The 20,603-nt window shown below is 64.4% G+C and carries 17 protein-coding genes and 1 CRISPR repeat array; of the genes, 11 read left to right on the forward strand and 6 right to left on the reverse strand.

The annotated features are described in order from the left end of the window. Positions 1-306: 306 nt before the first annotated feature. Positions 307-1,110: a 4-hydroxy-tetrahydrodipicolinate reductase gene (dapB, locus tag IE083_RS03550; protein WP_189352250.1), complete on the reverse strand. Its 804-nt coding sequence runs from the start codon at positions 1,108-1,110 to the stop codon at positions 307-309. Continuing rightward, entirely contained in the window at positions 1,110-1,421 is a 312-nt protein-coding gene (locus tag IE083_RS03555) for an outer membrane protein assembly factor BamE (RefSeq protein ID WP_229799585.1), read from the reverse strand. Before IE083_RS03555 ends, dapB begins: the two co-directional genes overlap by 1 nt. A 159-nt stretch (positions 1,422-1,580) precedes the next feature. Here IE083_RS03555 and fur point away from each other — a divergent pair, with 159 nt between their 5' ends. The 3 genes from fur to IE083_RS03570 are packed head-to-tail and all read left to right on the forward strand — an operon-like array spanning position 1,581 to position 3,428. Beyond that, positions 1,581-2,018 carry a ferric iron uptake transcriptional regulator gene (fur, locus tag IE083_RS03560; protein ID WP_189352271.1) on the forward strand — a complete coding sequence of 146 codons (438 nt, stop codon included), beginning with the start codon at positions 1,581-1,583 and terminating at the stop codon, positions 2,016-2,018. Further along, positions 2,015-2,719, forward strand: a complete 705-nt coding sequence (aat, locus tag IE083_RS03565; RefSeq protein ID WP_189352252.1) for a leucyl/phenylalanyl-tRNA--protein transferase — start codon at positions 2,015-2,017, stop codon at positions 2,717-2,719. The genes fur and aat overlap by 4 nt, the downstream gene beginning before the upstream one ends. Beyond that, a complete protein-coding gene (locus IE083_RS03570; protein ID WP_189352253.1) occupies positions 2,703-3,428 on the forward strand; it encodes an arginyltransferase in 726 nt (241 codons plus the stop codon). The genes aat and IE083_RS03570 overlap by 17 nt, the downstream gene beginning before the upstream one ends. Positions 3,429-3,476: 48 nt before the next feature. On the opposite strand, the gene IE083_RS03575 is transcribed toward IE083_RS03570, so the two are convergent. After that, positions 3,477-4,253, reverse strand: coding sequence for a class II glutamine amidotransferase (locus IE083_RS03575; RefSeq protein WP_189352254.1), 777 nt, complete (start codon positions 4,251-4,253; stop codon positions 3,477-3,479). 158 nt (positions 4,254-4,411) lie between these two features. Here IE083_RS03575 and IE083_RS03580 point away from each other — a divergent pair, with 158 nt between their 5' ends. Continuing rightward, a complete protein-coding gene (locus tag IE083_RS03580) occupies positions 4,412-4,996 on the forward strand; it encodes an Ntn hydrolase family protein (protein WP_189352255.1) in 585 nt (194 codons plus the stop codon). Then, positions 4,993-5,865 carry an Hsp33 family molecular chaperone HslO gene (gene hslO / locus IE083_RS03585; protein ID WP_189352256.1) on the forward strand — a complete coding sequence of 291 codons (873 nt, stop codon included), beginning with the start codon at positions 4,993-4,995 and terminating at the stop codon, positions 5,863-5,865. The genes IE083_RS03580 and hslO overlap by 4 nt, the downstream gene beginning before the upstream one ends. A 70-nt stretch (positions 5,866-5,935) precedes the next feature. On the opposite strand, the gene IE083_RS03590 is transcribed toward hslO, so the two are convergent. From IE083_RS03590 to IE083_RS03600, 3 genes are all read right to left on the reverse strand, one after another. Then, positions 5,936-6,790, reverse strand: a complete 855-nt coding sequence (locus IE083_RS03590; protein WP_189352257.1) for an HDOD domain-containing protein — start codon at positions 6,788-6,790, stop codon at positions 5,936-5,938. 54 nt (positions 6,791-6,844) lie between these two features. Then, the gene (locus IE083_RS03595; protein WP_189352258.1) at positions 6,845-7,930 is read right to left on the reverse strand and encodes an aminotransferase class I/II-fold pyridoxal phosphate-dependent enzyme; all 1,086 of its coding nucleotides are present in this window, start codon (positions 7,928-7,930) and stop codon (positions 6,845-6,847) included. A gap of 69 nt (positions 7,931-7,999) precedes the next feature. Then, a complete protein-coding gene (locus IE083_RS03600; protein WP_189352259.1) occupies positions 8,000-8,893 on the reverse strand; it encodes an alpha/beta fold hydrolase in 894 nt (297 codons plus the stop codon). Positions 8,894-9,111: 218 nt separating this feature from the next. Between IE083_RS03600 and cas1f the strand changes: the two genes are divergently transcribed. The 6 genes from cas1f to cas6f all read left to right on the forward strand — a co-directional run bounded on the left by cas1f (position 9,112) and on the right by cas6f (position 17,618). Next, positions 9,112-10,092 (forward strand): type I-F CRISPR-associated endonuclease Cas1f, encoded by a 981-nt coding sequence (gene cas1f / locus IE083_RS03605; protein ID WP_229799586.1) that lies wholly within the window; start codon positions 9,112-9,114, stop codon positions 10,090-10,092. Beyond that, on the forward strand, positions 10,089-13,418 hold the full coding sequence (gene cas3f, locus IE083_RS03610) for a type I-F CRISPR-associated helicase Cas3f (RefSeq protein WP_189352260.1): 3,330 nt from the start codon (positions 10,089-10,091) through the stop codon (positions 13,416-13,418). The genes cas1f and cas3f overlap by 4 nt, the downstream gene beginning before the upstream one ends. Positions 13,419-13,613: 195 nt before the next feature. Further along, positions 13,614-15,023, forward strand: coding sequence for a type I-F CRISPR-associated protein Csy1 (csy1, locus tag IE083_RS03615; RefSeq protein ID WP_189352261.1), 1,410 nt, complete (start codon positions 13,614-13,616; stop codon positions 15,021-15,023). Then, positions 15,010-16,005: a type I-F CRISPR-associated protein Csy2 gene (gene csy2 / locus IE083_RS03620; protein ID WP_189352262.1), complete on the forward strand. Its 996-nt coding sequence runs from the start codon at positions 15,010-15,012 to the stop codon at positions 16,003-16,005. Before csy1 ends, csy2 begins: the two co-directional genes overlap by 14 nt. After that, on the forward strand, positions 16,002-17,027 hold the full coding sequence (gene csy3 / locus IE083_RS03625; RefSeq protein ID WP_189352263.1) for a type I-F CRISPR-associated protein Csy3: 1,026 nt from the start codon (positions 16,002-16,004) through the stop codon (positions 17,025-17,027). The genes csy2 and csy3 overlap by 4 nt, the downstream gene beginning before the upstream one ends. A 3-nt stretch (positions 17,028-17,030) precedes the next feature. Continuing rightward, positions 17,031-17,618 carry a type I-F CRISPR-associated endoribonuclease Cas6/Csy4 gene (cas6f, locus tag IE083_RS03630; RefSeq protein WP_189352264.1) on the forward strand — a complete coding sequence of 196 codons (588 nt, stop codon included), beginning with the start codon at positions 17,031-17,033 and terminating at the stop codon, positions 17,616-17,618. 167 nt (positions 17,619-17,785) lie between these two features. Then, positions 17,786-20,516: a CRISPR direct-repeat array (repeat unit 28 nt; unit sequence GTTCACTGCCGGACAGGCAGCTCAGAAA). The last annotated feature ends 87 nt before the right edge of the window (positions 20,517-20,603 follow it).

Genomic DNA, 20,603 nt, shown 5'->3' on the forward strand with positions numbered 1-20,603 from the left:
GGCAACGATAAATAATTTGCCGATTGTAGCCTGCAGGCGCATTACTGCGGCAGTATTTTATGACATTTTCAATTGTGTGCAAGCAATGCCGATGGTCTTCGATAAGCTTTTCTTGTGTTGTCGGTATGTTACTTCGGTGCCTGGGGTAAGGCGGTTTGGCCGACGTTGGCATGGCCATCGGGTGGCGTGATCATGTCGCCACGACAGAGCGACCGGCCGGGTGCCGGCATGCGGCCATGAAACGACAAGGCCAGCCGGTGAGGCTGGCCTGCGGGCGGGGCATGGGCCGGCGGTCGTGTGTAGCGGTCAGTGCAGGCCCAGCACGTCCTGCATGTCGAAGACGCCGCGCGGCTTGGCGGCCAGCCACTTGGCGGCGCGCACGGCACCGTTGGCGAAAGTGGCGCGGCTGGAAGCCTTGTGGGTGATCTCCACGCGCTCGCCCAGCGCGGCAAACAACACGGTATGATCGCCGACCACGTCGCCGGCGCGCACGGTGGCAAAGCCGATAGTGCCCGGATCACGCTCGCCGGTGACGCCTTCGCGGCCGTAGACGGCACACTGTTTCAGGTCGCGGCCCAGCGCATTGGCCACCACTTCGCCCATGCGCAGCGCAGTGCCGGACGGGGCATCGACCTTGAAGCGGTGGTGCGCTTCGGTGATCTCGACATCGTAGCCTTCGTTCAGCACGTGGGCGGCCATGTCCAGCAGCTTGAAGGTAAGGTTCACCCCCACGCTGAAGTTGGCCGCAAACACGATGCCGATCTGCTCGCCGGCAGCGGCGATGGCGGCCTTGCCGGCGTCGTCAAAACCGGTGGTGCCGATGATCATCTGCACCTTTTTCTCGACGCAGGCGGCCAGATGCGCGAGCGTGCCTTCCGGGCGGGTGAAGTCGATCACCACGTGTGCGCCATCCAGTGCCGCGTTGAAGTCGGTACTGATCCTGACGCCGGTGTCGCGGCCCATGAACAGGCCGGCGTCCTGGCCGACAAACGGCGACCCTTCGCGTTCCAGCGCTGCGTGCAGGCGGGTTTCAGGGGTGTCGAGTACGGATTCGATCAGCGTGCGGCCCATGCGGCCAGCGGCGCCGACGATGACAATGTTCAGGCTCATCAATTCTGTCCGGCAGGTGGTGGGTTGTCGATGGCGGGGCGGGCGGCAGGGAAGGCGTTGCCTTCCACCCGGGTGACGGTGTCCTTGTCAAAGAATACGGTCAGGCGTTTTTCTTCCGCCGGCTGGCTCTGGCGTTCGATGCGGTAAGGGTAATCCCAGCGGTCGGCATGGAAGATGTCGTTCAGCAGCGGTGTACCCAGCAGGAAGCGCACTTGCGAGCGGGTCATGCCCGGTTTGACGCGGGCGACCGCATCCTCGGTCACGTAATTGCCTTGCTGGATCACCATGCGGTGAGGCGAAAACCAGGTCATCGGATTGACCGAGGAGCAGGCCGACAACAGCAGGCTGGTTATGAAAAACGTAGAAATTGTCTTGAACATCTTGACCACACCACCGTACGGGTTGGGGAATCCTGGAAAAGGTTTTATCATACTGTAAGACTACTAACCAAAGATACCCACCCTGCCATGATGAACAAAGCCAGCCATCTCAAAGACATCGGCCTGAAAGCAACCGGCCCGCGCCTGCGTATCATGGAACTGTTCGAGAGCAGCAAGGATCGCCATCTGTCGGCTGAGGATGTTTACAAGAAGCTGATTGCCGAGGATGCCGACATCGGTCTGGCCACCATCTATCGCGTGCTGACGCAGTTCGAACAGGCCGGCATCCTGATTCGCCATCACTTCGAATCCGGCAAGGCTGTCTATGAGCTGAACGAGGGCGGTCATCATGACCACATGGTGTGCTACCGCTGCGGCAAGGTAACCGAGTTCTACGACCCGAAAATCGAGGAACTGCAAAACCAGATTGCCGCACAGCACGGTTTCAGCATCCAGGATCACTCGCTCTATATGTACGGTGAATGCGAAGACTGCAGCAAGAGTGAGCGCAAGCCTTTCCGTCGATGATCCCCTGGCTGGGGCGGAGTCTGCAATTCCCGCCCGTATCGCAGGCAATGGCCGAGCCGGATGGCCTGCTGGCCGCCGGCGGCGACCTGTCCGTTGCCCGCCTGCTTGCCGGTTATTCTCACGGCATTTTCCCCTGGTTTTCTGTGGATGATCCCATCCTGTGGTGGTCGCCGTCGCAGCGCATGGTGCTGGAGCCGGGTGCCCTCAAGGTCTCGCGCTCGATGTCCAAGGTATTGCGCAACCGCCGCTACCGCGTGACCACCGATCACGCCTTCGGTGCCGTGATGCGGTCCTGTGCCGTGCTGCGCGACGAGCAGGGCGGCACCTGGATCACCGCGGAGATGATCGCCGCCTATACTGAATTGCATCGGCAGGGTTATGCCCATTCCTTTGAAGTGTGGATGGATGACGAGCTGGCCGGCGGGCTGTACGGGGTTGCCATCGGCGGCATGTTTTATGGCGAGTCGATGTTCCATTGCCGGCGTGACGCCTCCAAGATCGCCTTCATCCACATGGCGCGGCATCTGTTCGCCTGCGGTATCGGGCTGATCGACTGCCAGATGCCGACCGCGCATCTTGCCAGCCTTGGCGCACACCTGATCGGGCGGGAGCCGTTTGTCGCCCGGGTGCAGCAATTGCTGCGTTGTTCACTGCCGGATACCGTGTGGGATTACGTCTACGATCATGAGCCATCGCGATAACGACGCCATTGCCGTCATCCATTTTTATACCACGGCACCATATGCCTGCAGCTATCTGGATAACCGCCAGGCGCGCTCCCAGGTTGCGGTGCCGGCAGATGCGATCGACAGCACGGTCTACAGCCAGCTGGTGGGGCTGGGCTTCCGGCGCAGCGGCCATTTTACCTACCGGCCGTACTGTGACAGCTGCCATGCCTGTGTGCCGGTGCGCATCCCGGTGGCGCGCTTCGTGCCGGACCGCAGCCAGCGCCGTGCACTGCGCCGTCATGGCGAGCTGAGTACGCAGATCCTGCCGCTCAGCTTTGTCGACGAGCATTTCCAGCTGTACCGCCGCTACCAGCAGGCGCGCCACGACGGTGGCGGCATGTCGGAGGACGATCCGGGCCAGTACGCGGAGTTCATCCTGAAGAGCCGGGTCGAGAGCTGGCTGGTAGAATTTCGCGAGCAGGGCGTGCTGCGCATGATCAGCCTGATCGACCGGCTGGATGACGGCCTGTCGGCGGTGTACACCTTTTTCGATCCGGACCAGCCGCGTACCGCATACGGCGTTTACAACGTGCTGTGGCAGGTCGATCTTGCCCGCCGGCTGCAACTGTCCTATCTCTATCTCGGCTACTGGATCGCTGAATCTCCAAAGATGGCGTACAAGACGCGCTACCGGCCGCTGGAGCGGCTGGATGATGGCCGCTGGCACATGTTCGAGCCCTGATTGCGGCCAACCTTGCGGCGCCGGCGGCAGTGACCGTGTGCGTGCCGGTCAGGACTGGTGTTGCAGTAGCGGTGCGCCGTCCCGGAACAGGATCATTTCGCCGGCCTGCATCGCCGTCCACTGTTCGTTGTCGGTCAGCGGCACGGTGGCGATCACCGCGACACGGTCGTCGGGGGTGGTCACGGTGGCAAAGTCGACGGTGACGTCCTCGTCGACCAGGTGCGCGGCCGGAAACGGCGCCTGGCGCACGATGTAGTGCAGCTTGGTGCTGCAGTGGGTGATCAGCCAGTCGCCGTTGGACAGCATGAAGTTGAAGACGCCGTGGCCGTGCAGCTCTGCGGCCAGGCGCGCGATCTCGGCAAACAGCGTGGCGGTGTCCGGCGGCGTGCACCACTTGGCGCGCAGCGCTTCCATGATGTAGCAGAACGCGGCCTCGGAATCGGTGCTGCCTACCGCGTTGTAGTAGCAGCCGGGGCGGGCGTGGAAATCCTTCAGGTCGCCGTTGTGGGCAAAGATCCAGTACTGGCCCCAGATCTCGCGCTGGAACGGGTGGCAATTGGCGAGGTTGATCACGCCCTGCGTCGCCTTGCGGATGTGCGCGATCACGTTTTGCGACTTGATCGGGTACTGCCGCACCAGCGCCGACACCGGTGAATCGGCCGACGGCTTGTCGTCGATGAACAGGCGCACGCCCTTGCCCTCGAAAAAGGCGATGCCCCAGCCATCGGCGTGATGGTCGGTCAGCCCGCCGCGGCGGTGGAAGCCCTCGAAGGAAAACAGGATGTCGGTCGGGGTATTGCAGTTCATGCCGAGCAGCTGGCACATGGCGAGTCCGTTTCTGCGGTGTTGCCGGGGGATGGACAAGATCCCATTGTTTCATGCAGCGGCGTGCGCGCCAAGCCCGTTGCCACCCCGGGTGCGGGCAGGGCTTGCAATTTGCAGTAACATCACCACCTTTGCTTTCTTTTCCGGGGGAGATGGCGATGACCACCATCGTGGTAGTACGCAAGAACGGGCAGATCGCCATCGCGGCGGACAGTCAGACCACGTTTGGCGACGACCAGCGTTTGCCGGCGGCCTATGACGTGTTTCACGACAAGATATTCCGCCTGGGCGACAGCTACCTGGCCATTGCCGGCTCGGCGGCGCACGACCTGGTGCTGCAGGGTGCGCTGAAGGGAACGAAATCGCGCGACCTGTCCAGCCGCAGCGGCCTGTTCGAGACCTTTCGCAAGATCCATCCCAAGCTGAAAGACCACTTTTTCCTGCGCCCGGAAGAAGACGAGGAAGACCCGTACGAGTCCAGCCAGATGATGGTGCTGGTCGCCAATGGCCACGGCATCTTCGGTGTCTATCCGATGCGCGAGGTGTACGAATTTTCCCGTTTCTGGGCCATCGGCTCCGGCCGCAAGTTCGCGATGGGTGCGATGCACGCGCTGTACGACAGCGCGCTGGACGCCAGGGCGATCGCCGAGGCGGCGGTGCATGCCGGTACCGAGTTCGACGCCAGCAGCGCGTTGCCGATGTCGCTCTACACTGTTTCGATTGATAAGGATTTTGACAAATGAACCAAGCCGATACCCTGCAGCGCTTCCTGTTCGACGGTGTGCCGGTCCGCGGCGCGCTGGTGCGCCTGGACGGTGCCTGGCAACAGGTGGTGAGCCGCCACAATTACCCGGCGGCGGTGCGCCACGTGCTGGGGCAGATGATCGCCGCCAGCAGCCTGCTGGCGGCCAACCTCAAGTTCGACGGCACGCTGATCATGCAGCTGCACGGCAAGGGCGCGCTGCGCCTGGCGGTGGCCGAGTGCACCAACGAGCGCACCGTGCGCGCCACCGCGCGCTTCGACGCGGCCATCACCGACGCGCCGCTGGCCGAGCTGCTGGGCGAGGGCGGCACCTTCGTGGTGACGCTGGAGCCGAAAGAGGGCGAGCCGTGGCAGGGCATCGTGGCGCTGGAGGGCGACAGCATCGCGCAGATGCTGGAGAACTACATGCAGCGCTCCGAGCAGCTGGACACCCGCCTGATCCTGGCCTGCAACGACGACACCGCCGCCGGCCTCTTGCTGCAGCGCCTGCCGGACGGCCACGGCGACGTCGAAGGTTGGCCGCACGTGGTGGCGCTGGCCGACACCCTGCAGCAGGACGAGCTGCTGGCGCTGGGCGCCGACGACATCCTGTACCGGCTGTATCACCAGGAAACGGTGCGCGTGTTCGATCCGGAGGCGGTCAGCTTTGCCTGCAACTGCAGCGAGGAGCGCGTCGGCGAGATGCTGAAGCTGCTCGGCGGCCAGGAGGCGGCCGACGTGGTGCTGGAGCAGGGCAGCATCGAGATCGGCTGCGAGTATTGCGGCCAACGTTATGTGTTCGACGAAGACGACGTCAACCGCCTGTTCAACTTCGACGTGATGGCGGCGGTGCGCGAAGCGCGCCACTGAACAGGGCACCGCACAAACAAAAACCGGACGCGGTCGTCCGGTTTTTCATCGGGGCCGCAAGCCGCCGGGCTCAGTGGTGCAGCTGGTGGTGCATGCCGTCGACCCAGTCCTCGAATTCGGTCATGTGCATGCCCAGATAGCCGACGATCTCGTCGGCACGCTCGCGCCAGGCGCCGTCGCCGTTGTGGTCGGTACTGGTGCGCCACACATACTGCGCCGCGCGCGCCACCGCCACCATCATCTTGTGTTCGTGGTCTAGCAGCGGCGTGCTGCCTATCTGGAACAGCTCCGGCTGGTGTTGCAGCAGGATGGCCTGGCAGAACGGCTCCGGCATGTTCCAGGTGCGTGCCACCAGATAGCCGACGATGTCATGGCTGGTATTGTGGAATTCCTGCTCGATCTTGCTGATCTGGCGGTCGCGCGCCTGGCCGATCAGGCGCAGCGTGCGTTCGTAGCGTGCATCGCGCATCAGCATTACCGCGATGCCGCAGCTGCGGAACAGCGCGAAGCTCTGGCACTCCTCCGCCGGCCGTCCCAGCCGTTCGCACAGCGCGGCGGCGGTGGCCGCCTCCTGCATGCTGCGTTCCCAGAACTGTTCGATTGCCGGCGGCGATTCCGCGGTCAGCGCCAGGCGCAGCAGCAGGCCGCTGACCAGGGTGATGGTGTTGCGGATACCGAGCAGGCTGACCGCCTGCTGCACCGAGGTGATGTTGCGCTGGGTGCCGAACAGCGGGCTGTTGGCGGCCTTGAGAATGGCCGCCGACAGGCCGACGTCGGTGGCGATCAGCCCGGCGACATCCAGCAGGCTCATCTCCGGATTGTTGCGCAGCGCGCTGAGCTGGTCCAGCAATGCCGGACGTGGCGGGATCACCAGATTGCGTACCAGCGTGGCAGTGGTGTCTTGGTCGAAATGGGGAACCTTCATATGGTGGGCAACTTTTATGAGGGGCAAAGAATGATGCCGTGTAGTGTACCCGTTTTAGGCCCGTGCCAGCATGGCAATAACCGTATCGCGGCATGCGTCAGGATGGGCGGTGACGCGCAGGATGTGCTGCATCGCCGGATGCGGCGGACGATGCACCGCGATGCCCTGCTGCAACAGCGCCTTTTGCCGCTGCAGCGCGCTGTCGGCGTCCGGGTACACGATGCAGACAAAGTTGGTGTGCGACGGCAGCACCGTCAGCCCGCCGTCACGCAGCGCGCCGTCCAGCCGTTCGCGCAGCAGGCAGGTGTCGCGGATGATGGTGTCGGCGCAGTGCGGCGCATCCAGCACCGCCGCTGCCGCCGCCTGCGCGAAGCTTGAGACGGCGAACTGGGTGCGGATCTGGTCGGCCTTGGCGATCCACTCCTCTGGCGCGATGGCGTAGCCGACACGCAGTCCGGCAAGGCCGTGCGCCTTCGACAGCGTGCGCAGGCGCACGGTGTTGGCCAGCACGCCCTGGCGCTCGGCGGCGGCGCAGAAGTCGATGTAGGCCTCGTCCAGCAGCAGCAGGGTGTCGTCGGCCAGCGCGGCGCGCAGGCTGGCGATGGCGTCACGCGCATGGAAGCTGCCGGTCGGGTTGTCCGGGTTGGCGAGGTAGACCAGCGCCGCCTGGTGCGCGTTGGCGGCGGCGGCCAGCGCCGGCAGGTCGTTGACCGGCACGCCGTCGTGCTCGGCGTACGGTACCTCGACGATCTCGGCGCCGACGCCCTCGGCAAAGTAGCGGAAGGTGGGATAGGTGCCGGCGGTGCACACCACCACATCGCCGGGCGATACCCGTGCACGCAGGAACAGCGCGATCAGGCTGTCGGCGCCGGCATCGACCACCACGTTGGCCGCATCTACGCCGTTCAGCGTCGCGGCGCGCTCGCGGATGGCGCCGGCGTACGGGTCCGGATACAGCCGCGCCAGCTCGTACAGCGCCTCGCCCCACTGCGTCGCCAGCGGGTGGCCGGCGATCGGCATGCTCTCGTTGGAGCCGATGCGCGACACGATGCGGCGGCCGATGGCGGCCTCCAGCCGTGGCAGGCCCTGGAACGGGTTGACGATGGTGCGCTGTTGCAGATGGCGGGCGTAGCGGGTCATGGCGGGCTCCGGTAAAAACAACAATGGCGTTTACCTTACGTTAAGGGCAGCCCGAAATCCAGCACCGGCTTAGACGGATTGTTCCTGAGCAAAGAACGATTGCAGCGTTGCGGCCAACCCTGCCGGCTGCTCCCACTGCACCATGTGGCCGGCGTCGGCGATGACGGCTTCGCGCAGGTCGGCAAAACAGGCGCGGCGCTCGTCCAGGGTGTCGAACACGCCCTTGGCCATCGGGTGATCCCACATCTCGCCGCCGATCACCCACTGCACCGGGCAAGCGATGCGGCGCCAGCAGGCCTTGGCCTCTTCCAGCCGGTACAGCACCGGGTTGACCATCTTGTGGCGCGGATCGGCGCGGTAGCTCAGCACGCCGTCGCGCTGCGTGGTCAGCGCCTGCGCCATGAAGGCGGCCCGCTCGGCGCCCAGGTGCGGGTTGCGCTCCTGCAGCCGGCGTGCCACCGCCGCCAGTGACGCTAGCGGCTGGTAGGCCGGTGGCTGCTGCTTCTCGCGCAGCCAGCGCGCGTAGCGCCCCGGCGCCTCGGCCGCCCGGCTGTCGGCAAGGCCGAAGCCCTCCACCAGCGCAAGCTTCGCCACCCGCTCCGGACGGATGCCGGCGTACAGGCCGCCGACCATCGCGCCCATGCTGTGGCCGGCCACGTTGGCCGCGGCATGTGGGCTGTAGTGCTGCAGCAGCGCGTCGAGATCGGCGAGGTAGTCGGCGCTGTAGTAGCTGCCGCTGTTCCAGCCGCTGTCGCCGAAGCCGCGCCAGTCCGGGGCGATGATCTGCCACTGTGGCAACAGGTCGGCGACGAACTGGAAGGTGTGCGCGCAATCCATCCAGCCGTGCAGCATGAACAGCGCCGGCGCGTCGGCCTCGCCCCAGCGCAGCACGTGGCAGGGATGGCCGTTGAGGGGGTGATGCTCGCTGCGCGGCAGGCGCAACGGCTGGTAGCAGTCGGGCATGATGGCGATCCGGCACAATCCGGTGTGTTGGGGGCTGTAGTGTAGCGGCTGACATGATGGCTGCCGAGGGGTATGGCGGATGATAAGCAGGCCTGGTGGCGGGAGCGCCGGGCCAACAGCATGGCCCGTGTGCGAAGCAGGGCGCCGGGGGTGCTGCGCTGGCAGAGTTGCCACCGCGACCTGTAAATGCGAATGTTATATTTTATGCCGGCATTACCATGACCATGGACACAATCCCGTCTTCCGATCTCAAAACCATCCTGCACTCCAAGCGTGCCAATCTGTACTACCTCGAACACTGCCGCGTACTGGTCAACGGCGGGCGCGTCGAGTACGTCACCGAGCAAGGCAAGCAATCGCTGTACTGGAACATCCCCATCGCCAACACCACCACGCTGCTGCTGGGCACCGGCACCTCGGTCACGCAAGCGGCGATGCGCGAGCTGGCCCGTGCCGGGGTGATGGTCGGCTTTTGCGGCGGCGGCGGCACGCCGCTGTTTGCGGCGGGCGAGCGCGAAATCGACATCGCCTGGCAATCGCCGCAGTCCGAATATCGCCCCACCGAATACCTGCAATGGTGGGTGCAGTTCTGGTTTGACGAAGCCAAAAGGTTGGCCGCAGCCAAGTTGCTGCAACAGGCACGGCTGCAGCGCATCCGCCAGCACTGGCTGGATGACCGCGGCCTGCGCGATGCCGGCTTCGGCGTGGATGCGGCCAACCTTGACGCCGTGCTGGCCGCTTCCAGCCACGCCATCGGCCACGCGCCCGATCACACCAGCCTGCTGACCGCAGAGGCGCGGCTGTCCAGGCAGCTGTTCCGCCTCGCGGCGCAGGCCACGCGTTACGGCGAGTTCACCCGTGCCAAACGCGGCAGCGGCGCCGACCCGGCCAACCGCTTCCTCGACCACGGCAACTATCTGGCTTACGGCCTGGGCGCGACGGCGACCTGGGTGCTCGGCCTGCCGCACGGCCTCGCCATCCTGCACGGCAAGACGCGGCGCGGCGGGCTGGTGTTCGACGCGGCCGATCTGGTCAAAGACGCCATCATCCTGCCGCAGGCCTTTGTCAGCGCCATGAACGGCGACGACGAACAGACCTTCCGCCAGCAGTGCATTAGCCAGCTCACCCGCAGCGAGGCGCTGGATTTCATGATCGACCAGCTCAAGGCCATTGCCGAGCAGCAGGGGAGGGCGGCATGAACATCCTGCTGGTTTCGCAGTGCGATAAACGGGCGCTGACCGAGACGCGCCGCATCCTCGACCAGTTTGCCGAGCGCCGCGGCGACCGCGTGTGGCAGACGCCCATCACCCAGGCCGGGCTGGACACCCTGCGCAAACTGCTGCGCAAGACCGCGCGCAAGAACACCGCCGTCGCCTGCCACTGGCTGCGCGGGCGCGACCATAGCGAGTTGCTGTGGATCGTCGGTGATGCGCGCCGTTTCAATGCCGAAGGCGCGGCACCGACCAACCGCACCGAAAACGACATCTTGCGCGATCACGACGAAAACGACTGGCTGACGGGCGAGGACATCCGCCTCATCGCCACCCTCGCCGCGCTGTTTCATGACCTCGGCAAGGCTTGTGACGCATTCCAGACGCGCTTGCGCAGCAAAGAAAAACTGGCGGCCAACCTTTACCGTCACGAATGGGTATCGCTGCGGCTGATCCAGGCCTTTGTCGGTAGCGATGACGACGCCGGCTGGCTGGCGCGGCTGCAAGCCCCGCAACAGATGACGACGGCGCATTGGGAAACATGCCTGAAACAAGCCGGTCTGCGCGATGGCGAAGACGCGGCAGCCAAAGGTAACAAGCCGTTTGCCGACGGCGTGCTGCCACCGTTGGCCGCAGCGGTGTGCTGGCTGGTGCTCAGCCACCATCGCCTGCCGGTGAGTAACGATCAAACCCTGACCGCCAGCCGCATCGCAACCGGCCTGAGCGACTTGAACAGCCAATGGAACCAGCCCTTCGACGGCGTCAGCGCCAAAGAGGCCGAGCCGTACTGGCGCTTTCCGTATGGCCTGCCCTGTGGCGACCGGCTGTGGCGCGAGCGCGTGGCTGCTATCGCCAGGCAGTTGGCCGCACGGCAAGGTGCGGCGACCGCGTGGCTGGATCAGCCTTACCCGCTGCATCTGGCGCGGCTGACGCTGATGCTGGCCGATCACCATTTCTCCAGCCAGGCCGTCAAGCCAGGCTGGCAGCCGGGCAAGGAGCATGAAACCGCCTTCGCCAACACGCTTAAAGACGACCTGAAACATCAAGGCCGCCACTTCAACCAGACCTTGCCCGAACACCTGATCGGCGTCGCGCGTCACGCGCTGCTGACCGCCCGCGCCTTGCCGGATATCGCGCGGGCGCTGCCGCCGCTTGGCCGCCACCCGCTGCTGCAAAAACGCAGCGCCGACCCGCGCTTCGCCTGGCAGGACAAGGCTTACGATCTGGCCGCCAGCGTGCGCGAACGGGCGGTGCAACACGGTGCCTTTATCGTCAATATGGCATCCACCGGCTGCGGCAAGACGCTGGCCAACGCCCGCATCATGTACGCGCTGGCACGGCCGGATACCGGCTTGCGCTGCGCCTTTGCGCTGGGCCTGCGCACGCTGACGCTGCAAACCGGCCACGCCTTTCGCGCCAGACTGAAGCTGGATGACGACCAACTCGCCATCCGTGTCGGCGGCGCGGCCAGTCGTGAGCTGTTCGAGCATCAGGCCGCGCAGGCCGAAGCCAGCGGCTCGGCCTCCAGCGAGGCGCTGCTGGATGAAGACTGCGCAGTCCACTTCGAAGGCAACCCGGATCACCCGCTGTTGCAGCAGCTCAGCCACGATCCACGCTTCAACGCGCTGCTGGCCGCGCCGCTGCTGGTCTGCACCATCGACTACCTGACGCCGGCGACCGAAGGCACGCGCGGCGGGCGGCAGATCGCGCCGATGCTGCGGCTGATGAGTTCCGACCTGGTGCTGGACGAGCCGGACGATTTCTCGGTGGAAGACCTGCCGGCGCTGACCCGCCTCGTGCACTGGGCGGGGCTGCTCGGCAGCCGCGTGTTGCTGTCCTCGGCCACCTTGCCGCCGGCGCTGGTGCAATGCCTGTTCGACGCTTACCTCGCCGGCCGCGCCCAGTACCAGCAACATCGCGGCCAGGTCGGCTTGCCGCTGCAGGTGTGCTGCCTGTGGCTGGATGAGCACGACCGCCACGTCGCCGATTGCGCCGACGGCGCCAGTTTTCAGACAGCCCATCGGGCGTTTGCCGAGCAACGCAGCGCCTGGCTGGCTACGCAGCCACCGCGCCGCACGGCGGCCTTGCTGCCGCTGACCGGCGTGCCGCGCAGCGAACGGCAGATGTTCGCGCCGCTGGCCAGCCTGCTGCGCGAGCATGCGCTGCGACTGCACGCGGCCAACCACGACATCGACCCGGGGAGCGGCAAGCGCGTCAGCATCGGCCTGATCCGCCTCGCCCATATCGACATGATCTACCCGCTGGCCCGCGCCTTGTACTCGCAAGACGTGCCGGATGGCGTGCAGGTACACCTCTGCGTCTACCACTCGCAATACCCGCTGCTGCTGCGCTCCGCCATCGAGCGGCGGCTGGACGCCGCGCTCACCCGCCACGACCCGCAGGCGCTGTTCAGCCTGTCCGACATCCGCGACAAGCTGGACGGCAGCGCGGAAGATGATCACCTGTTCATCGTGCTGTCCTCGCCGGTCAGCGAGGTTGGCCGCGACCATTCCTATAACTGGGCGATCGCCGAGCCGTCTTCCATGCGCTCGCTGATCCAGCTCGCCGGCCGCGTGCGTCGCCACTGGCCGGCACCTTACGCTGCGCAGAACCTGCTGATCCTGCAGCACAGCCTCGCCGCCTGGCTGGGCGGCAAGCCGGCCTATTGCCGCCCCGGTTTCGAGAGTGGCGATTTTCCGCTAGCCAAGCATGATCTGGCCGACATCCTGCCGGAGGGCGACTACCGCCACCCCGACGCCCGCCCGCGGCTGCTGGCCCGGCCAGATTTGCAGGCCGGCAGCAATCTGGTGGATCTCGAACACGCGCGCCTGCAGGCCGACCTCAACCAGACGCACACGCCCGCCGAATACGACGACGAGCCGCCCGTGCCGCGCCTGTGCGCCGCCAGCTGCTGGGCCATGCCCCGCGCCAGCCTGCACGGCGCGCTACAAAGAAAACAGCCGTTCCGGCTAAGCCACGGCGAGGAGTGGGACATGGTGCTGCTGCCCGGCGAGGACGGCGGCATCAGCCTGAAAAGACGGGAGCAGGGCGACAGTAAGGGCGAAACCCGTGAGCGGGACAACAATCAGTTGATCCACCCCATCGGCGATACCGAGCTACTGCAAGGCCGGGGCATCCGCCCGTGGGGCAACGAAGACTATCTGGTCGAACTGGCGACGCTGGCCGCCAGCCTGGATATGAGCGACAGCGACTGCGCCCGCCGCTACGGCACCTTCACCCTGCGCGTGGACAGCAACAATCTGCAAGGCTGGCACTTTCACCCGGCGCTGGGCTTTTGTCGCAAGCGCGACTGAGGGCGGGAAAAGACTTGCGGCCAACCTTGAAAGGTTGGCCGCAGTGGGGCTGGGGCGCCCTGTTTAAGCCAGATCAGACATGCAGAGGTCGCAGCAGTTCTGCATTTGTCATTACCCATTTGGGATGATAAGGTTGCCATCACTCTTGGCAGCTGGCGCTGTCCTGGATTTCCCAACCCTTTGCAGGTGGAGGATATGAGCGAACACACATCCCGCAGCAAGGCTATCACGGCCTTGATTGCCGAATTCATCAACGGCCGCCTCGCCGACAAGCTGGACAAGCTTGCCGCGGACGACCCCAAGCGCGACGCGCTGCTTGCCCAGTTCCAGCCGGCAGCATGGCTGGAAGACGCCGCCCGCCGCGTGTCGCAACTGCAGCTGGTCACCCACCCGCTGAAAGCCAGCCACCCCGACGCGCGTGGCAGCAGCCTGTTTGTCACGCCCGCTAGCCTGCCGGCGCGGCAGGAGGTCGGCAGCCATGCGCTGGCCGGTTTTGCCAGCGATGTGGTCGGCAATGCCGCCGCGCTGGATGTCTACAAATTCCTCAAGCTGGAGTACCAAGGGCACAGCCTGCTGCAGCTGCTGCAAGCGGGCGATGCCGACGCCGTGGCGGCGCTCAGTGACGATGCCGCACAGGCCGAAGCCTGGCGCGAGGCATTTTGCAGCATTACCGAGCCGGCCGGCGGCCCGGCCAGCCATGCGCTGGCCAAGCAGGTCTACTGGCCGGTGACGCCCGCCGGCAAGCGCCCGAACGTGCATGTGAATGACCACTTTCACCTGCTGTCGGTGTTGCATTCCAGCGCGCTGTCGCACTGGCTGTATGGCCGCATCCAGGCGCACCGCTTCGGCGACGACGCCAAGGCCGCGCGGCAGGCGCGGCGCGAGGGCGTGCAGCATCCGCACGGTTATCACGACTACCCCTTGCTGGCGATGGAAAGGAAAGGTGGCGAGTCCTTAAACGGCTGGAAAAATATCTCATGGCTTAACCATGTACGAAGGGGGCACAACTACCTGCTCGCCTCGTTGCCGCCGCAGTGGGACAGCAGCGCCACCCGCCCGCTGTATGGCGTGGATAGCCTGTTCGTGCGTTTTGGCAGCCTGCCGCAGGTGCGCCGCCTGCTGCGCGAGCTGCGCGACTATCTGGGCAAGCAAAAGCCGGAAGCCAACAATATCCACATCCGCAACCGTCGCGATGCCTGGCTGGAGGACATCTTCACCGAGCTGTTGCAGTTCGGCGCGGCGTTCAGCAACGGCTTGCCCAAGGGCTGGACGGCCGATAGCGACTGCCGGCTGCCGCTGGACGAGCAATGCTGGCTAGACCCCTATCGCGCCGAAGACGACGCAGACTTCAACAAGGCTTTCCAGTGGCAGGACTGGCCGTACCAGCTGGCCGAGCGTTTTGCGCGCTGGCTGAACGGCAGCCTGGGCGTGGAGCGCCTCAGCAAACACCAGTTGTCGCTGAACGAGGCCGAGTTCGACTACTGGCGGCGCGAACTGGCGCACGACCTGGCCTGGCAGCGCGATCTGGACAGCAAACGCCGCGACCTTGACCACCGCCTGCTGCCCGCGGCCGGTACTTCGGAGGTGCAGCATGCGCCAGCCTAAGCTACCCACACTCGACGCGCTGCTGCACATCCCGCAGCTGTCGGTACAAAACGCCAACGCCATCAGCGGCCCGCACAGCTGGGGCCACCCCGGCCCCACTCATTTCACCGGGCTGATGACGGCGCTGGAACGCAAGCTAGGCAGCGATAGCGGCCTGCATTTTGCCGCCGTCGGCATCGTCAGCCACGGCTATCAGGCGCAGACCAATGGCGACTATGTGCAGCGCTTCAATCTGACGCGCAACCCGGTCGGCAAGGATGGCAGCACCGCCGCCATCGTCGAGGAAGGCCGCATCCACCTGCAGCTGTCGCTGCTGTTCGGTCTGAAACTGGATCAACAGCGCGCAGCCGCCAGCGATGAGGAACTGAACGCGCTGGCGCAACAGATTGGCAGCACGCTGGCAACCCTGCGCATTGCTGGTGGCAGCGTGCTGCCCGGCCGCTCCGCGCTCAAGCCCAGGCTGACGCGACTGGCTGAGGGTGAAGACGAACGGGCGCGGCAATTCCGCCTGCTGCGCCGTTACCTGATGCCCGGCTATGCGCTGGTGGCGCGCGACGACTTGCTGCACGCCCATCACGCCACGCTGCGTGCACAGGCGCCGGACGCCACGCTGCTGGACGCCTGGCTCGACCAGTCGCGTATCAACCACTTCCCGGTCACCGACGACAACGGCGATACCGCATGGCAACACTCGCGCCAGCAGGGTAGGGGCTGGATCGTGCCGCTGCCGGTGGGCTACGGCGCGCTCTCGCCGCTGTACGAGGCGGGGACGGTGGCCGGCGCCCGCGACGACAGCACGCCGCTGCGCTTTGTCGAGAGCCTGTATACGCTGGGCGAATGGCTCAGCCCGCACCGCCTCCACGACTACCGCCAGCTGCTGTGGTACCCGACGCACGACGCAGACAGCGGCGTCTACCGCTGCCGCAACGATTACCAAGCAGCCAACCAGACCGAACACCATACTTTGGGAGTAGAAGCATGAGCAAACTGGATAAACGAGCAAAAGTGCTTGCTTTCGAACGCAAGCTGGACCCGTCCGACGCGCTGTTCTACGCCGGCAACTGGGCCGAGCGTGGCAACAGCCAAGCTTGGCCGCACGTCGCAGTGCGCGAAAAATCGGTGCGCGGCACAATCTCAAACGATTTGGTAGCCACGGATCAAGACCCGCTTAAGATTAATGCCAATATTGCCAACCCTAATCCGCAAACCGTGGACGTCGCCACCCTGCCGCACGACGCCGATACCCTGAAAATCAGCTTCACCCTGCGCGTGCTGGCCGGCGTCGGCGAACCCTCCGCCTGCAACAAGGCCGACTACCGCGCCAAGCTGCTGGACACCGTCGCCGCCTACCGCGAGGCGCACGGCTTTGGCGAGCTGGCGTGCCGCTACGCGGCCAATCTGGCCAATGGCCGCTTCCTGTGGCGCAACCGTGTCGGCGCCGAACAGGTGGAAGTGCGCGTCACCCAGCTGCAGGACGGTCAGGCGGTGCAGGGCTGGACTTTCGACGCGCTGGCGCTGGGCCTGCGCCAGCTGCCCACTGGCGGCAATATTGCCGAGCTGGGTTCGCTGATTGCCGATGGCCTGTCCGGCCGCCAGCACGTGCTGCTGCAGATTACCGCTTACGTGCGTGTGGGCGCCGGGCAGGAGGTGTTCCCCAGCCAGGAGCTGATTCTGGACCGTGGCCGTGGCGACAAGAGCAAGACGCTGTACTTCGTGCAGCAGCGCGAGCAGCGCATCGCCGCCATTCACTCGCAAAAAATCGGCAACGCGCTGCGCACCATCGACACCTGGTACGACGGCGCCGCCGACAATGGCCCCATCGCCATCGAGCCGTACGGCTCGGTCACCACCCAGGGCCGCGCCTACCGCCAGCCCAGGCAAAAGCAGGATTTCTACACCCTGCTCGACAACTGGGTGCTGAAAGACGTCGCCCCGGCGCCGGAGCAGCAGCACTTCGTCATCGCCACCCTGATTCGCGGCGGCGTGTTCGGCGAGGCGGGCTAAGCCATGGACCACTATCTGGATATCCGCATCCATCCGGACCCGGAATTCGCGCTGCCGCTCTTGCTCGGTGCGCTGTACGCCAAGTTGCACCGCGCACTGGCCGCACAGCAGTGCCGCGACATCGGCACAAGCTTCCCCGGCTACGCGCTGGCGGTGAAAAGCGACAAAGGCAAAATCGCGCCACCCACGCTGGGCGACACGCTGCGCCTGCACGGCAGCGCCGCCGCGCTGGATAGCCTGATGGCGGCAAACTGGCTGGCCGGCATGCGCGACCATGTCACGCCGGGCCACATCCTGCCGGTACCGGCTGCGGCCAACCTTGTCCGCGTACAGCGCAAACAGGCCAAAAGCAACCCGGCCCGTGAGCGTGAACGGCTGATGCGGCGCAAAGGCGTGAGCGAAGCCGAGGCGCTCAGGCTGATCCCCGACGACAAGGCCAAATGGCTGGACTTGCCATACCTGACGCTGACGAGCCATAGCACCGGCCAGCGCTTCTTGCTGTTCATCGTGCAGCAAACGGCAACGCAAGCGGCCAGCGGCGAATTCAACGCCTACGGCCTGAGCCAGACCGCTACCCTGCCGGCGTGGTAAGCCAGAGCCTTGCGGCCAACCTTCAACGTTGGCCGCAACCCTTTTTCTGGCGGGTATGGCTAGTTCTTTAAAAATCAGATGCTTAGGGGGTTGCCCCAAAAAAGGGTTTTTAGCTGTAAAATCGCTGCACACCTTGCCAGCCAAGGCAAACAGCCGGAAGGCCTCTAGTTCACTGCCGGACAGGCAGCTCAGAAAACCGAGGGCGACCGGCTGCGCATCAACGGCGCGTTCACTGCCGGACAGGCAGCTCAGAAATGCGAGCTGGCAGAGAAGGTTGGCCGCGAAATGTTCACTGCCGGACAGGCAGCTCAGAAATACTACTTCGCCCACGAAGCCTTCATTGATGCGTTCACTGCCGGACAGGCAGCTCAGAAATTGGAATGCACGCGCCAGTACAACGTGGGGTCGTTCACTGCCGGACAGGCAGCTCAGAAAATCTTCCAGCAGGCGCAAGCGCCAGCCGCCGCGTTCACTGCCGGACAGGCAGCTCAGAAAACCGGCGCCAAGCGATGGGAAAAGTCGAAGACGTTCACTGCCGGACAGGCAGCTCAGAAACTCGAGAGCCGGCCACGGTGGTGCCTTCCATTGTTCACTGCCGGACAGGCAGCTCAGAAAGTGCTTCGCGCCCCAAATGTCCGGGGCGGCTGGTTCACTGCCGGACAGGCAGCTCAGAAAACGGTACGCCCACAAGATCGCCACCCATCGGCGTTCACTGCCGGACAGGCAGCTCAGAAAGCTGAGGTTGTGCGCGTCATCCAGAAACACCACGTTCACTGCCGGACAGGCAGCTCAGAAAATTCGGCTTAACTCGCTCCCGCCAGTCCTCAAGTTCACTGCCGGACAGGCAGCTCAGAAATCTTTGGCCCCCATCATCGCCGCCCATGCCGCGTTCACTGCCGGACAGGCAGCTCAGAAATTCACGGATTTCCCGCAAAACGCAGAGGACTGGTTCACTGCCGGACAGGCAGCTCAGAAAAGACCGAAATCCCGGAACAGCCGACGCTGCAATGTTCACTGCCGGACAGGCAGCTCAGAAAAGCAGCGCGCGCACGCCGGCGGGCCGTTGCATGTTCACTGCCGGACAGGCAGCTCAGAAAGATCGACGTCGACCTGGGCGACGGGCTGGTAAGTTCACTGCCGGACAGGCAGCTCAGAAAGCCTGCTGGACAAGATCGACCCCGGTCATTGCGTTCACTGCCGGACAGGCAGCTCAGAAATTTACCAACGCCATGGTCAACTTTGGCGAGGCGTTCACTGCCGGACAGGCAGCTCAGAAAAACTGCCGTCAAGCCGGTTGCTGTCGTAAAAAGTTCACTGCCGGACAGGCAGCTCAGAAATTTTGCATTTTCCAAGGATGCCAGGTTCAATCGTTCACTGCCGGACAGGCAGCTCAGAAATTGCCGGAGCTGCGTCTTGCCTTCGCAATCTCATTCACTGCCGGACAGGCAGCTCAGAAATTAACGAACGTCACGACGGTACGCCACAAGATGTTCACTGCCGGACAGGCAGCTCAGAAATCGCCCACCAGATGCGCCCCGACCTGGAGCTAAGTTCACTGCCGGACAGGCAGCTCAGAAATGCTGGCCAAGGGTCATGAGGTAGAGGCGGATGTTCACTGCCGGACAGGCAGCTCAGAAAGGCTGGTCAAGACCGAAGCCCAGCCAGGCAAGGTTCACTGCCGGACAGGCAGCTCAGAAAATGCTGGAAGATGCTGCCTACCGGCGCTTGATGTTCACTGCCGGACAGGCAGCTCAGAAAAATGAAGCACTTCACTGTGACAGTAACGGAAAGTTCACTGCCGGACAGGCAGCTCAGAAAACATCCATGCGTTCCGCTACGCTGCAGTTCCTGTTCACTGCCGGACAGGCAGCTCAGAAACCGTTACTCGCCACGGTAGGCTTGGCGATTCCGTTCACTGCCGGACAGGCAGCTCAGAAATACTGCGGATGAAATGGAAGGCCGCGACGTGAGTTCACTGCCGGACAGGCAGCTCAGAAATGCCCGACATGACCTACCAGTCGCGCGGCGCGGTTCACTGCCGGACAGGCAGCTCAGAAAATCGAGCAACTGGAAACCGGCGCCGCGAACATGTTCACTGCCGGACAGGCAGCTCAGAAAATTTCTGATTGGGTCAAATTCAGCCGCCGCCGGTTCACTGCCGGACAGGCAGCTCAGAAATCGTCCGCGATGCCGGAGAAGGTCTTCTTGATGTTCACTGCCGGACAGGCAGCTCAGAAATACGGCGGCATGGCTGGCCGCCGGCTGCTGCGGTTCACTGCCGGACAGGCAGCTCAGAAATGGTACAGCACCAGCTGGAAGGCGTGCTGTTTGTTCACTGCCGGACAGGCAGCTCAGAAATCAACAGCTACTTCGGACTACTCAGAAATGTTGTTCACTGCCGGACAGGCAGCTCAGAAATGCCAGCGCAGTGGCCGGATGGTCGGCTGGTCGTTCACTGCCGGACAGGCAGCTCAGAAAAATGGCCGGCCCCGACCCACGCACACCGAGACGTTCACTGCCGGACAGGCAGCTCAGAAATGGAGGAAGTCGCCGATGAGTCGATGGGCGTGGTTCACTGCCGGACAGGCAGCTCAGAAAAACAACAATGCGGTACAGGAATACCTGTTCGTGTTCACTGCCGGACAGGCAGCTCAGAAACGCAATACGTCTTTGTAATCCCCACAGATGATGTTCACTGCCGGACAGGCAGCTCAGAAATGCACCGCATCCCGGTACGGCGTCCACATGTCGTTCACTGCCGGACAGGCAGCTCAGAAACAAGGCAGCGGGAACTTCTGGGTAAAGAAAACGTTCACTGCCGGACAGGCAGCTCAGAAATGTTCAGCGCGCTGCACGTCACCACCCAGCACGTTCACTGCCGGACAGGCAGCTCAGAAAGTCAGCGGAAGCGCCAGAAAGCTCGGCAAGCGATAGAGTCCACGGAAGTGGTGTAAATGCAGACAGATGGTAGGAGGCCATCGACGA

Source organism: Vogesella fluminis, assembly GCF_014652335.1.
Classification (GTDB): Bacteria; Pseudomonadota; Gammaproteobacteria; order Burkholderiales; family Chromobacteriaceae; genus Vogesella; species Vogesella fluminis.